This window comes from Microbacterium tenebrionis, from assembly GCF_903645325.1.
GTDB classification, from domain to species: domain Bacteria; phylum Actinomycetota; class Actinomycetes; order Actinomycetales; family Microbacteriaceae; genus Microbacterium; species Microbacterium tenebrionis.
Map to the genome: position 1 here is coordinate 17050 of NZ_CAHJXQ010000002.1, position 13768 is coordinate 30817.

General features: G+C 68.2%; 11 protein-coding genes. 7 read left to right on the forward strand and 4 right to left on the reverse strand.

All coding sequences use genetic code 11. The features are described from left to right. Nucleotides 1–8: 8 nt before the first annotated feature. Nucleotides 9–1148 carry a glycosyltransferase family 4 protein gene (locus HWX58_RS03495; protein WP_175985669.1) on the reverse strand — a complete coding sequence of 380 codons (1140 nt, stop codon included), beginning with the start codon at nucleotides 1146–1148 and terminating at the stop codon, nucleotides 9–11. Next, nucleotides 1145–2485, reverse strand: a complete 1341-nt coding sequence (locus HWX58_RS03500) for an O-antigen ligase family protein (RefSeq protein WP_175985670.1) — start codon at nucleotides 2483–2485, stop codon at nucleotides 1145–1147. Before HWX58_RS03500 ends, HWX58_RS03495 begins: the two co-directional genes overlap by 4 nt. 266 nt (nucleotides 2486–2751) lie before the next feature. Between HWX58_RS03500 and HWX58_RS03505 the strand changes: the two genes are divergently transcribed. The 4 genes from HWX58_RS03505 (at nucleotide 2752) to HWX58_RS03520 (ending at nucleotide 9033) form a co-directional block, all read left to right on the forward strand. Beyond that, nucleotides 2752–5847, forward strand: a complete 3096-nt coding sequence (locus HWX58_RS03505; protein ID WP_175985671.1) for a galactose-binding domain-containing protein — start codon at nucleotides 2752–2754, stop codon at nucleotides 5845–5847. Continuing rightward, nucleotides 5826–6905, forward strand: coding sequence for a glycosyltransferase family 4 protein (locus HWX58_RS03510; RefSeq protein WP_175985672.1), 1080 nt, complete (start codon nucleotides 5826–5828; stop codon nucleotides 6903–6905). The genes HWX58_RS03505 and HWX58_RS03510 overlap by 22 nt, the downstream gene beginning before the upstream one ends. Nucleotides 6906–7009: 104 nt before the next feature. Further along, complete coding sequence (locus HWX58_RS03515; RefSeq protein WP_175985673.1) at nucleotides 7010–8218, forward strand: ABC transporter ATP-binding protein; 1209 nt, start codon at nucleotides 7010–7012, stop codon at nucleotides 8216–8218. Continuing rightward, nucleotides 8215–9033: an ABC transporter permease gene (locus HWX58_RS03520; protein WP_175985674.1), complete on the forward strand. Its 819-nt coding sequence runs from the start codon at nucleotides 8215–8217 to the stop codon at nucleotides 9031–9033. Before HWX58_RS03515 ends, HWX58_RS03520 begins: the two co-directional genes overlap by 4 nt. On the opposite strand, the gene HWX58_RS03525 is transcribed toward HWX58_RS03520, so the two are convergent. After that, complete coding sequence (locus HWX58_RS03525) at nucleotides 9030–9605, reverse strand: arsenate reductase/protein-tyrosine-phosphatase family protein (protein ID WP_175985675.1); 576 nt, start codon at nucleotides 9603–9605, stop codon at nucleotides 9030–9032. The genes HWX58_RS03520 and HWX58_RS03525 overlap by 4 nt on opposite strands. A gap of 92 nt (nucleotides 9606–9697) precedes the next feature. On the opposite strand from HWX58_RS03525, the gene HWX58_RS03530 reads away from it, so the two are divergent. After that, nucleotides 9698–11644, forward strand: coding sequence for a glycosyltransferase (locus HWX58_RS03530; protein ID WP_250646077.1), 1947 nt, complete (start codon nucleotides 9698–9700; stop codon nucleotides 11642–11644). Continuing rightward, nucleotides 11641–12645 carry a glycosyltransferase family 4 protein gene (locus HWX58_RS03535; RefSeq protein ID WP_175985676.1) on the forward strand — a complete coding sequence of 335 codons (1005 nt, stop codon included), beginning with the start codon at nucleotides 11641–11643 and terminating at the stop codon, nucleotides 12643–12645. The genes HWX58_RS03530 and HWX58_RS03535 overlap by 4 nt, the downstream gene beginning before the upstream one ends. Here the strand turns inward: HWX58_RS03535 and HWX58_RS03540 are convergent. After that, a complete protein-coding gene (locus tag HWX58_RS03540; RefSeq protein ID WP_175985677.1) occupies nucleotides 12606–12854 on the reverse strand; it encodes a hypothetical protein in 249 nt (82 codons plus the stop codon). The two genes, HWX58_RS03535 and HWX58_RS03540, sit on opposite strands and share 40 nt — an antisense overlap. Before the next feature lie 81 nt (nucleotides 12855–12935). On the opposite strand from HWX58_RS03540, the gene HWX58_RS03545 reads away from it, so the two are divergent. Beyond that, nucleotides 12936–13763, forward strand: a complete 828-nt coding sequence (locus HWX58_RS03545) for a glycosyltransferase (RefSeq protein ID WP_175985678.1) — start codon at nucleotides 12936–12938, stop codon at nucleotides 13761–13763. Nucleotides 13764–13768 lie beyond the last annotated feature (5 nt).

Here is a 13768-nt window from a genome sequence, read left to right on the forward strand (position 1 = left end):
CGCCGGTATCAGTCCGTGATCTCGTCGAGCACCCGTTCGAATTCCGTCCAGCTCCACGCCCAGTCGTGGGCGACGGCCCGCTCGCGAGCGCGCTCAGCGAGTGCCGCTCGATGCGCCGGGTGGGCGATGAGATCGGTCAGTACGGCAGCGAGCTGATCGGGATGATCCGGGTCGAACAGGATCCCGGCATCGCCGAGCGCTTCCGGGATCCCGCCGCGGTCGGCCGCCACGACGGCGAGGCCGGTCGCCATGCCCTCGCCGATCGTCAGGGGGCAGGGGTCCGGCCAGCGGGACGGGATGACCAGGATGTGCGCGGTCTGCAGCAGTGCGGGCAGCGCGGTGCGCTCGACGAACGGCTCGAACCTGACGATGCCGGCAACATCGTCCGCGAGGGCGCGGAGCCGCTGTTCGTATGGGGAGAGCGCGGTCGTCGAGTTGAACTCGTGGCTGCCGACCACGACGAACTCGACGTCGTCCCGTCCGATCAGCCGTGCTGCCTTAAGCAGGACATCCGGTCCCTTCTCGGGGATCGCCCTGCCCAGGAACATCACTCGCACCGGCCCCTCGGAGTTCGGGCCGGGGACGAACATGCCGGTGTCGACGCCGTTGCCGACGACGCGCAACCGCTCACGCAGCGATGGCGGCAGATGCGGAGTCAGCTGGTCGGCCAACGACTCGCTGACCGCCACGATCCTCTCGAAGCCCTCCAGCGCGCGCGACGCCTCGTAGCGCGAGTAGGTGCGGAGGATGTCGTTGTGCGCATGAAGCACGCCGCGGTGCGCCGTGCGCTTCAGCAGCCTGCCGACCGCCGGCGCGTTGTGCGCGACCACGATCCCCGGCTCCCGATCTTGCAGCGCGTCGACTGCCGGCTGGAAATAGTGCTGGATGCTGCGGCGTGGGAGACCGAGCAGACCTCGTGCCCCGTCCAGATAGCGTCCGGATGGGGTCGGCACGACCGGACGCGGGTACTCGATGACCGGCGCTGAGGTGTAGTACGGCTGATATGTGCCCTCCTGAACGATCACGTGGTTGTGGAAGGGCGACTCGGCCATTCCGCCGGCAAGGCCGTGCACCACTGTGGGAACAGCCGAGCCGGTCCGCGGCGAGAAGTGATCGCCGGGCGTGATGATGTGGAAGACGTTCGTCATGTGGCCGCCGGTTCCTTCTCCGACGCGCGATGCGGTGACCAGCGTCGCCTCGGCAGCTCGCGGGTGATCGCCAGCGCCCGGTCGCGCGCTTGCACTCCGTAGCAGACGCCGGCGATGATCCACAGCAGCGACGCCTGCCCCGCCACCCAGTACAGGTCGAACTGCGCCTGGGTGAAACGGGTGAGCACGACGGCGACGCCGACCGTTCCGTACGCGGGATCCATCCGCAGCAGGAACCACAGCGCACCGCCGAACATGGCGAAGAAGCCGAGCAGTCCGACGACGCCGACGGAGGTGAGCACCTCCAGCTCCGCATTCGGCGGCTGGAAGGCGACGCTGAAGCGGTCGGTATACCACCATCGCAGCCCCACTCCGAATACCGGGGACTGGCTCCAGACATCGATGGAGTCCTGGTACCACGTGAGCCGCTGATGCGCCGAGTTGAACCGATTGTCAGAGCTCAACTGGGCGTTGACCTCTGAGACCACGTAGATCACCGCCGGGATGACCGCCAGCCACACCCACCAGGCCCTCCTGCCGGTCTGCGGACGTGGACGCAGCGCGATGAACAGCACGCCGACGGCCGCTCCGATCAGGGCCTGGCGTGACTGGGCCGCGAGCATCCCGATGCCGCACAGCGCGAGCACGGTGTATGCCCATCGCCTGCTCCACCCGAGCCACACGGGGCGGGCGAACGCGATCACAGCGGCGACGGCGAGCATGCCGCCGATCGTGTTCTTGTGCAACTCGGGCAGATACGCCGGTTCGAAGGCGCCGGTCCGCGCATACGACAGAGCCGCGACGACTGCTGCGGCGATTCCGATGGCTGAGCATGCGGCGACGTACACATTCATCGCGAGCTTCGCCTTGCCTTCGCGTCCGATGACGAAGCCCACCAGCATGCTCCCGAGCACAAGCACCAATTCGTGCGCCCACTCCATGATGTTCGCTGTGTACGGCTGCAGGATCTGCACGGGGAGGGCCGTCGCCAAGTAGATCGCGCCCGACCACAACAGGGGCTGCATCGGTCTGAGCTCCCTTGCCCTGATCATCAGCAATGACACCCCGGTTGCGAGGATCAGCACGACGTCGCTGACGCTGAGCGCGCCGCCGACCCGAAGCATCACCAGCGTCGCGGGCACGGCGAGGACGGGGATCGCGGACAGATCGATCGCCGCGATTCCGATCAGGAGGACGGCGATCGCGGCTCCGACGGCGAAGGTCGAGTTCTGCACGGTGAGCAGTCCGAGTGCCGCGGCCACGGCGATCAGCGCCAGGAGACCGAGAGCGGAGAGCGCGAATCCGCGCACTCGCTTCATCACTTCGGATGCGCGCACATCTCACATGTTAGGCCGGAGGAGTATCCTTTGCACGAGCGGCGGGCTCGCCGCCGCTGGGTTGCGAGAGACAGTTCTGGGGAGTGTCGTTGCGCAAGCGGACGAGAGCATGGCTTCTGGGGAGCGTGGCTGCGGCTGCTGTCGTGTCTTCGGCGATGATCGCGGTGACTCTGGTCGCGCCGGAACCTCATCCAGCGCCGGCGCCCGTACTCGCAGTTCCCCTGGCGACGAGCGAGACCGATGTCTGCGGATTCCCGGGCGCGCTCGTGAGCAGCATCACCGCCGATCGCCCGCGGGACGCACCGGAGCCCGCATTCGAGACCTGGCCGGTCGATCGCGCCGGAGATGGCGCCGTCGGACAGATCTATGTCACCGACGAGGTCCCCGTCGTCGCGCGAGCAGCCGCGACAGGTGCGACCGCGCTGATCTCCTACGACCGTGCCACGGGCGCATATGCGTCTACGATCGAAATCGATGTCCGACCGGATCCGATGATGGAGGGCCACGACAACGGTCCGCTGGAGATCGCCTCCGACGGGACGATCTACGCCATCGACTCCTACCAGGGGCGCCGCGCCGTCGTCTCATTCGATCGCAACGGCGAGCCGCGCGGATCCTTCGACATTCCCGAATCCGATCTGACGACCGGGCACCCGCTCGAGCTGTCCGGGATGACCTGGCTGCCCGACTACGAGGGGTCACCGGCTCTGGTGGTCAGCGAGGGCGAGTCGTTGCTGCACCTGTTCCGCACCGACGGCGAGGTCCTCGGAGTCGTCGATGACGCTCCTGCACAGGTCCTGGGACGCGTCGGCAGCAGTTCCGTCGCCGGTGTATCGGGCGGGCAGGAGCTCGCGCAGCTTCGGGTCACCGATCTTTCGACCCACGTGGATTCCTTCTTTGCGCCGTTCGCTCCGGCGGAGGAACCGAGCACGCCGTCGCCGCTGCGGCTGCAGTCCCTCGTCACCCGGTCCGGTGACGAGGGGTTCCTGGCGGCGAGTGCCGAGGGAGTCGAGTGGCTCGATGCCGACGGACTGCGCGTCGGGCGATGGCCGAACGGAGCCGCCGGACTTGATATCTGGGAATGGGGCGACCTGGCCGAGGCGGACGGACGCTACTGGGTGCTCGGGAGCGGGGAGGACGGGCCGGCGGTGACCGCGCTCAGCGGCGATGAGATGCGGGCCGCGCTGGCGCTGCCGACGACGCTGACGGCCGCCGAGGAGGGGAGGCTGACCCGACTCGGGATCGGGATCGGGCTGAGTACCACCGCACCGTTCAACCACTTCGATGCGGATGCCAGCCCCGTCGTCTCTCTGCGCGCCGAGGACGGTTGGGCCGAACTCGGCGGCTCTGACCTCGTAGCGACGTACACGGTGACCGGAGACCCCCTCTCGGCGCGCCCGGTGGTGCAGGAGGCCCGGCTCGCCGCAGCCCCGTCGGGCGGGGGCGAGGTCGTGCTGGAGGTCCCCACGCTCCCCGGTGCCTACGAAGTCAGCGCATGGCTGACGCGCGAAGGTGACGAGCAACCGGTCTCCGCGACCTGCCTCCGTTATTCGGTGGGCGCGCCGGGTCTCGAATTGGATCTGGAGGGACTCAGCCCCGGGGATGATTGGGGCGGCCCGGCACCGTTGCGCGGGGTGGAGCTGGCCTCGCGGCTCGGCACCGGCAGCCATCGGATCCAGCTGGACTTCGGCGCACTGATCGCGTATCCATCCAGACAGCCGGACCCCTCCGCTGTGAACTGGGCAGCGCTTCCGGGCGCGGAAGGGGAAGCACCCGAGACCGCGTTCGGCGAGATCGCACGTGCGGCGGCAGCGGCCGAGGAAGCGGACATCGATCTGATCATGCAGGTCGGCCAAGGCGGGGATGCCGAGCGTGCGGCCGTCGACGCCAGCACCTGGGAGGGATGGGTGGAGGTGCTGGCCGCCGGATTCGCCAGGTACGCTCCGCAGATCACGTCGTGGTCTCCCTGGAACGAGCCCAACAACACTTTCGGTTCCGGGGCGGAGTACGCCCAGCAGGTCGCCGCGCCGTTCGCACGCGGCGTGCGCCGTGCCGATCCTGCCGCGAGGGTGATCGAAGGGAATACGCTCGGTTTCGCCGTCGACTGGTGGGCTCAAGCGGTGCCCGCCGGGATATGCAGCAGCGCGGACGCGCTTGCGGTGCATCCGTACACGGGGTGGAACCGCTCATGGGAGCAGGAGGGCTTCACGCTGTCCGGCGCCGGGTTCGAGCAATTGAGGCACACTCTCGGTGCGGAATGCGGGGACCTGCCGATCTGGGACACCGAGTCGGGCTGGACGGCCGATGGTTCGTTCGCGAACTGGGCACAAGCCGCGAACATCGCCCGGAAGCTCCTCTGGTACAAGAAAGACGACATCGCCGGATGGACGTACTTCTTCACCGAGGGCGGCTGGGGCGAGAGCGGGCTGAGCTGGTCGCTGATCCAGTACCGGTCGTTCGTGAAGCCGGGCGGGCTCGCGTTCGCCGCCGTCAGCCGACTGCTCGCGGGCTACGAAGCGGCCGCCCCGATGGACACCGGCATCCCGCTGGCTCACGCCATGCACCTGACCGGCGCCGTCGATCCGGCGGTCGCGATTTGGACCGACGATGCTCGAGTCGACGCTCTGGTCTCGGCCGAGGGCCCGCAGGTGAAAGTCGCCGACCAATACGGGGCGGTGACCATCGTCGGGCTCGAGGACGGAGTCGCGAGGATCCCGCTGTCCGGAGCCGTGCAGTTCGTCTCCGCCGTCGACGGGGGAGCGGTGTCGATATCGCCTGTCGAGGCGTTCGGCGACGATGTTCTGAGCGGGCTCGCGGTCGAGGCGTCCTCGACCCACCCGGACACCGACGCGCAGGTCATCACATCGGGCACTGTCAACCCGTACATGGCTTGGCGGTCGGGCAGGCTGGAGGGCGGGAGGGTCGACGAGGACCCGTCGGTGACGATCGAGCTCGACCAGCCCAGGGAGATCGAGCGGATCGCGGTGGCGTCGGGAAGCATCGTGTGCTGCCAGGCAGGGCTTCGTGAATACAGCATCGACGTTCGGGACGAGAACGGGCGGTGGCGCACGGTCGCCGACGTATCGGATCAATTCTGGGACCGCGTCGCGCTCATCTCGTTCGACCCGATGGTAGCGACGGCGGTTCGCGTCCGGGTTCCTTGGACGACCATCCGGGATATCCGGGTGCTCGATGTGAACTACACCGGTTTCGCCGGCGGTCTGCCTCCTCCCTTCATGGGACTGCAGACCGAGAGCGACTACGTCGTGGCCATCGCCGCGATACAGGCGTGGGGGCCGGGGATGCCCCGTAGGACGGTCGCTTCGTCGAAGGGGGAGCTGTGGCACGTATCCTCTGGGTGAGCGTGGAGACCCCCGACCGCGAAGGCCAGGGGGGGCAGCGCCGGCAGTTCCATCAGATCAACGGACTCGTCGGCCGCGGGCATGAGGTCCAGGTCATCAGTCTGCATTCGGATCAATCCATTTCCTCGATCGAGACGATCGCACCTATCCGGCGATTCCGCGTGGCCGTGCGCGGCAGGTCCGTCCCGATGCTCGTCGCCCGGATGCATCGTGCGATCGTGACCGCAGATGCGGACGCGGTGGTGGTCTCTCACGTGGATTCCCGCTGGATGCTCCCCTCGGGACTTCATGTCGAGCGGCCCGTCCTTCTCGACGTGCACAACGTGCTCAGCACCTGGTACGACAAGCGCGGGATCGTGGAGCTCCGCGATGATGAGCTGGAGGCAGAGCAGGAGGCATTCGAACACGTCACCGCGGTCATGACGTGCTCCGCACTCGAGGCCGAGCGACTGCGCGGATCGCATCCGCAGCTGCGCCTGCCCGTGATAGTCGCGCCGCTGGGTGTCGATCCGCGGGAGTGGCCCGATGCTCCGCTGGACAGGGAGAATCCGATCGTCGCCGCGTTCGGGAACTGGTCGTGGCATCCCAACAGGCTCGGGCTCGAGTGGCTGCTCGACCAGGTGTGGCCGTCGGTGCGCGAGCACGTGCCGGACGCGCGGCTGGAGATCGCGGGCACGGGTGCCGATCCGTCTTCTCTCCCGGGGGTCGCCGTCCTTGGGAGGGTCGATGACCTCGTCTCGCTCACTGCTTCGGCGACCGTGGTCGCCGTCCCGGTGTTCGAAGGGCTCGGCGCTTCGGTGAAATTCGCCGAGTCGCTCGCGACGGGGGCGGCGGTAGCCGCGACTCCCGACGGGGCGAACGGAGTCGATTCGCCGCCGTGCCTGGTCTCGGCCGATCCGGGGGAGTGGGCCGAGTGGATCGTGGCGCGGCTGCGCAACCGCCGCGCTGAGGCGGCACCCGCGGCTGCCCGATCGTATGCGCTCGCCGAGCTGACCTGGGCCCAAGCAGTGGGGCCGATCGACGCCTGGATCCGCTCGGCCGCCGATCCGCGCGGATAAAGCGCGCGTCGAGCGTGTTCTCATGTCCGGCTCTGCTGATAGTATCCCCACGCGGACATGGGGGCCGTGCACGTCTGGGGAGACAAGCTGGGGGGCATCAGCACATGCGCAATACCGCGATCAGCACGGTGGGTCTGTCGAAAACCTACCGGATAGCGCAGGGCGGCACCGGACCCACTCGGATCACCGAGGCCGCGCTCCACAGACTCCGCAGCCCGATGTCGCGGACGCGGTACGAGGAGTTCAACGCGCTCGAAGACATCACCTTCGACATCCCCTGGGGCGAAGCGGTCGGGATCATCGGCCGCAACGGAGCGGGCAAGAGCACGCTCCTCAAGCTCCTCACCCGCGTCACCGCGCCCTCGGCGGGCCTGATCGATCTCGGCGGGCGGGTAGGGTCGCTGCTCGAAGTGGGCACAGGCTTCCACCCCGAACTCACCGGACGTGAGAACATCTACTTGAACGGCGCGCTGCTGGGCATGAGTCGTTCGGAGATCAAGAAGAGCTTCGATGAGATCGTCGGGTTCTCGGGTGTGGAGAGGTTCCTCGAGACGCCCGTCAAGCGGTACTCGTCCGGTATGTATGTCCGGCTGGCGTTCTCGGTCGCAGCTCATCTCGAGACAGAGATCCTCGCCATCGACGAGGTCCTTGCCGTCGGCGACGCCGAGTTCCAGGCGAAGTCCCTGGCCAAGATGCGCGACGTCGCGCGAAGCGGACGCACCGTGCTCTATGTGAGTCACCAGGCGCATACGGTGACCGCGCTGTGCACCTCGGCGATGTTCCTCGAAAGCGGCCGGCTGTCCTACTTCGGCGACGTCGACACCGCTTTCAGCCGGTATCGCGCCTCGTTCGCAGCGTTCCAGAAGGAGCAACTCGACGCCGATCGTCGCCCGGGGACCGGGCAGGTCCGCTTCGCGAGAGTCGCCGTGACCGAGCAGACACAGGATCCGTCGGACGATACTGTGATCGAGTTCGATCTGGGCGCAGGCCAATCGGTGGGGAAGTACTTCGTGTCGTGCCATGTCAATGACGTGAACGGCAACGTCGTCGTGCAGTGCGACTCCCGCCTCACAGGGCAGTGGTTCGAGCCCGGCGAGGCACATTCCGGACGCTTGAGGATCAAGGGACTGTGGTTCAAGCCGGGGAGGTACACGGTTGACATGTACGTGTGCCAGGCCGGGCTCCTCGACATCTGGGAAGGCGCGGAGGCATTCGACGTGCTGCCGTCGTCGCCCTATCCCGAGATGACATCGGATGAGGCATTGGAGCACGGCGTCGTGCTCGCCGACTTCGTCTACGAGGAGCGTTCATGAGCCGCACGATCATCCGGCCGCCCAGCAGGCTGCCGCTTCCCGATCTCGGTGAGCTTTGGCGCGCCCGCGAGGTCTTCTACCGGTTCGGCCAGAGGGATATCCTGCTGCGCTATCGGCAGACCGCGGTCGGCGTCGCCTGGGTCGTCATCCAGCCGCTCCTGGCGGCGGGGATCTTCAGCCTCGTCTTCGGCGGAATCGCCGGCCTGCCCAGCGACGGCATTCCGTACCTCGTATTCAGCTTCGCCGGGCTCCTCGGCTGGAACCTATTCAACGGCGTCATCAGCCGGGCCTCGACTTCCCTGGTCGCCAATCAGGCCTTGGTCTCGAAGGTGTACTTTCCGCGGATACTCGTCCCCCTCTCGAGCATCATCTCCGTGCTGCTGGACTTCGCCGTCGCGGTCGTGATGATGATCGTGCTGCTGATCGTGTTCGGGGTGACGCCCGGCTGGGCGGTACTGCTGACCCCGGTGTGGGTGGTGATCACCTGCCTGTTCGCGAGCGGTATCGCCGTGGCGGCGGCAGCGGGCACTGTGAAGTACCGCGATATCGCGTATGTCGTCCCCTGGCTTCTGCAGATACTGCTGTACGCATCACCGGTGGCGTACTCGCTCGACGCGGTGCCGGATTCGCTGCGTTGGCTGGTCGATCTGAATCCGATCGCGTGGCTGCTCGAGGCGTATCGCTGGTCCTTCCTCGGCACCGCGCCGCCGTCAGCATGGCAACTGGTCCTTCTGCCGATCGCCGGCGTCGTCGTGGCGCTCGCGGGACTGCTCGTGTTCCAGCGCATGGAGCGCGAGTTCGCCGACGTGATCTAGCGTCCCTCCAGCCAGGCGATCAGGAGCCGGGCATGGGCGTCGAAGACATCGGCCATCCTCCGCCAGGCCGCGACGGGGGCATCGTACGGATCGGGGACGGCGTCGTTCACGGAGTCTCCGAGCATCTCCTGGACGGGTCTCGTCGATCCGTGCAGATCGAGCCAGGGCCGCAGAGCTGCTCGCCGAGGGCGCCGGTGTTCGAGCGACCACCGGTCGAATTGCCTCACGGTGAAGGTGTGCGCGGCTAGCCGGGGGTGTTCCGCCGCGATCTCGCGCGAGTGGAGGCGCTCCATCGTCAGGATCAGATCGAATCCGGCGGGGTCGATCGCTGTGAGCGGCCGACTGCGGTGGGTCGTGAGGTCGAGGCCGCGTTCTCGCCCGACGGCGATGCCGTGCGGGCGCATCTGCCGTGCCCCGTCCATGAGCCCCGCCGACGACACCTCGACCGGCCTCGACCCGGCTTCGCGCCGAAGAGTGGCTTCGGCGAAGGGAGAGCGGCACTGGTTCGCGGTGCAGACATAGAGGACGCGCACCGGCTGAAGCAGATCGGTTCGCTCCCTCTCAACTATCACGTTGCGATTCTAGGCGGGATGTGCGCGTCTCGGTCTAGAGTGGCCGTAGGGGTAAGCCTGAGGCCGGGGAGCTTGGGGGAACTGTGCGGGTCATGCGGATTGCGCACCATGCGGTCGTCGACGCATGGCGGGAGCGGGAGCGGCAACTCGTCGCCCGGGGGCACAGGCTGCGGCTGCTGACCGCACGACGCTGGAACGAAGGCGGGCGTGACATAGAGCTGGTGGCGGGCTGCGACGGATTCGTGTCGGCTGCGCCCACCCTCGGCTCTCACCCGAACGGGTTCCTGATGGATCCGCGGCCTATCTGGCGCCTGATCAAGCGGCGTCCGGATCTCATCGACCTGCACGAGGAGCCGTTCGCGCTCGTCACCGCCGAGGTGTTGCTGTTGCGTGCGCTGCGGCGCAACCGCTCTCCCTACGTGCTGTATTCGGCGCAGAACATCGATAAGCGCTATCCGATCCCGATCCGCTGGTTCGAGCGCTGGGCGCTCCGCGGCGCCTCGGCCGTATACGTGTGCAATCGTGAAGCAGGGCAGATCCTCCGCCGCAAAGGATTGCGCGGGGAGACGCCGCTCATCCCGCTGGGCGTCGACCTCTCGAGTCTCGAGCCCGACGATGCACGCGCGGTTCCCGGCGGATCGCCGGTGGTCGGCTATGTCGGACGGCTCGAGGCGCACAAGGGCGTCGATCATCTGCTCCGCGCGATCGCCGAGCTGCCCGGATGGCGACTCGAGATCACCGGGGACGGCCGTGATCTCGGGCGGCTGCAGCGCCTCGCCGACGAGCTCGGCGTGAGCGATCGCGTGGATTTCGCCGGATTCGCGAGCGGTTCCGCGCTCGCCGATCGCTACCGGCGCATGGACGTGCTGTGCGTGCCGTCTGTGCCCACACCCTCGTGGAAGGAGCAGTTCGGCCGGGTCGCCGTGGAAGCCATGGCATGCGGAGTTCCCGTCGTCGCCAGCCGAAGCGGGGCGCTGCCCGATGTCGTGGACGATGCCGGCCTTCTCGCAGAGCCGGGGGATGCCTCTGACATCGCCCGGGCGCTCGTCGAGGCCGTCTCGACGGAAACCTGGACGAGGTTGCGCGAGCGCGGACTGAGGCGCGCCACGCGATTCACGTGGGAGGAGGTGTCTCGCGCCCACGACGACATGTACCGGCGCGTCGTCCTCCCGAACGACCGAGCCGCCTCGCGCGATCCCGTAGTCGTCGTGGTGGCGTACGGTGACCCGGGAGACCTCGATGGCGCTCTTGCGCGGCTCGACGGCGCGCTGACGACCCTTGTCGTCGACAACTCCTCGTCTCCGCAGACCGCCGCTGTGGCAGCCCGGCACGGAGCCGACTACATAGACCCGGGGGCCAATCTCGGATTCGGTGCCGGAGTCAATGTGGCGCTCGCCGCGCTTCGCGCGAAGGGCGACCTGCCCGATGTGCTGTTGCTGAATCCGGATGCCCGAATCACCATGTCAGGCATTCAGCGGATGCAGGCACGCCTGCACGAGTCGCCGTCCACGGCTGCTGTCGGAGCCACTCAGACGGATCCGGAGCGCGGCGCGAGAGCCCGGGTGTGGTGGCCGTTCCCGCATCCGCTCCGGGCATGGGTCGAGGCGGTCGGTCTGGGCGCGCTGAACCGCGCTCACGGTTTCGCCATCGGGTCGGTGCTGCTGCTGCGCGCCGAGGCGCTGGGCGCCATCGGCGACTTCGACGAACGGTTCTTCCTCTACGCCGAAGAGGTCGACTGGCAGAAGCGCGCCGTCGATCAGGGGTGGCGCATCGAGGTGGCCGACGTGAACGCGACTCATGTCGGCGGTGCGACCAGCTCCGACAGCGATGTCCGCGATCGGCTGTTCCACGCGAGCGCGGAGACGTACGTGCGCAAGCACTTCGGCTCTTCCGGGTGGCAGGTTTATCGGGCGGCGATCGTCATCGGCTCTGCGGTACGGGCGCTCGTGCTGAAGGGCGAGAGGCGAGCGCAGGCGGCGCGCCGGCGAGACCTCTATCGGGCCGGGCCGGAGCGATGCGCCAGAGGACTGCGACCGTGAGGGTCGTGCACCTGGTGCGCTCGTCGGCGTTCGCCGGAGTCGAGCGCTACATCGCCACGACGGCTCAGGCGATGACGGCCCGCGCTGAGGTGACGGTGATTGGCGGGGACGCCGCGACCATGCCGGAGGCGGTGCCCGGGGTTCGCTGGATGCCGGGGTCGACCATCCCTGAGACCGTGCGTTCTTTGCGCGGGGCGGGGACGATCGACGTTCTCAACAGTCATATGACGGATGCCGATCTGATCGCGGCGGTGCTCGCGCCGCGAAGGACGGCGCTGGTGAGCACGCGTCACTTCGCCGCTCCGCGGGGAGCATCGGCGCCTGCGAGGTTGGCCGGAAGGCTGGCCGCATCGCGTTTCCGCGCCGAGTTGAGCGTCTCGCACTACGTGGCTCGTCGCATCGGCGTCGAGAGCAGGGTGGTGCATACCGGAGTGGCCCCGGTCCCGGACCGTGCATCCGCGCCGGAGCCGATTGTGCTGGCCGTTCAGCGATTGGAGGCCGAGAAGGCCACGGAGGTGGCGGTTAGAGCTTGGGCGACGAGCGGTGGCGCGGAGAGGGGCTGGCGGTTCGTCGTGCTCGGAGACGGGAGCCGACGCGCGCAGCTCGAGCGGCTCGCCGCCGATCTCGGTGTGGGTGGCAGCGTCGAGTTCTGCGGGTTCGCGTCCGCACCGGCGGAGTGGTACCGGAGGGCGGCGATCCTGATAGCTCCGACACCGCGCGAAGGACTGGGGCTCTCCGTGCTCGAGGCAATGGCGCATGAGGTCGCCGTCGTCGCGGCGGACGGGGGCGGGCACAGGGAGACGATCGGTGCGACGACGGACGCGCGAATGTTCGTCCCGGGTGACTGGGATGCCGCGGGCGGGCACCTGCGGAAGCTGATCGACGACTCCGCGTTGCGGACCGCCACAGCGCGGGCAGGGCGCGACCGGCAGCGCGCGGAGTTCACGACCGAGCACCAGGTTCAGGCGACGCTCGAGGTGTACCGGCAGGTGCTCCGATGACGGCCCTCGTCGTGATCTCGCTCGAGCCGTGGGACGACGTGTGGCGACGCAACCAGTACCTGGTCGACGGCCTCCTGCGCACGGATCCGGACCTGCGGGTTCTCTTCGTCGAGCCGGCGTCCGATCCGCTCCACGCCCTGCGCAGCGGGCGTCGTCCTCGTCGCGGAGCCGGCCTGCGCGTCGGACGGCCGTACGAGGGGCGCCTTCATCTGCTCGCGCCGACCAAATGGGTACCGCGAGCGCTCGGCTCCGTGAGCGATCGGATGCTCCGACGAAGCATGATGCGGGCCGTGGACAGCCTGGAATGGCGTCGCCCAGTGCTGTGGATCAACGATCCGATGTGGTCTGCGGCAGCGTCAGCCACCGGCTGGCCGACGCTGTACGACATGACAGACGACTGGTCCGAGGCAGCGCGGTCGGACCGGATCAGCGCCCGGCTGCGGCGCGGCGATACCGAACTCCTGCGCGATGCGCACGAAGTCGTCGTCTGCTCGGAGGGGCTCGCGCGGTCGCGTGGGCGGATCCGCGACGTGCGCCTGATATCCAACGCGGTCGATCTCGCCCGGTATAGCCGTCCGGCCGCGCGACCGCTGGACCTGCCCGACGCCCCCGTCGCGGTGTACGCGGGGACCCTGCACGAGGACCGACTCGACGTCGACCTGTGCATTCGCGTCGGCCGAGCCCTCGCTGCTGTCGGCGCTTCTCTCGTGCTCGTCGGGCCGAACGCGCTCAGCGCCATGAACACTCAGCGCCTCAAGGCGGAGCCGTCGGTGAGGCTGCTGGGCGCGAAGCCCTTCGGCGAGGTGCCCGGCTATCTCCAGCACGCGACGACCCTCGTCGTGCCACACGTCGTCACGTCTTTCACCGATTCTCTCGATCCTCTGAAGCTGTATGAGTACCTGGCCGTGGGACGACCGATCGTGAGTACGCCGGTCGCAGGGTTTCGGGAGCAACGTCGCGCGCAGGTGACGGTCGCTGACGGGGACGGGTTCGCCGAATCCGCCGTCTCGTCCATCTTGGCTGACGAGACATCTGGTGCGGTGCCGGATGATCTGCCGGTCTGGGGAGAGCGGGTGCGGGCAATTCGCGAGGTGGTGGACGGGCTGGCCGCGCGGTGACGCTG

Excerpts from the sequence above, each read along its gene's own strand:
- HWX58_RS03495 (WP_175985669.1), bottom strand. The coding sequence starts at position 1,148 with ATGACGAACGTCTTCCACATCATCACGCCCGGCGATCACTTCTCGCCG.
- HWX58_RS03515 (WP_175985673.1), top strand. The coding sequence starts at position 7,010 with ATGCGCAATACCGCGATCAGCACGGTGGGTCTGTCGAAAACCTACCGG.
- HWX58_RS03520 (WP_175985674.1), top strand. The coding sequence starts at position 8,215 with ATGAGCCGCACGATCATCCGGCCGCCCAGCAGGCTGCCGCTTCCCGAT.
- HWX58_RS03530 (WP_250646077.1), top strand. The coding sequence starts at position 9,698 with ATGCGGATTGCGCACCATGCGGTCGTCGACGCATGGCGGGAGCGGGAG.
- HWX58_RS03540 (WP_175985677.1), bottom strand. The coding sequence starts at position 12,854 with ATGAAGGCGCCCCTCGTACGGCCGTCCGACGCGCAGGCCGGCTCCGCG.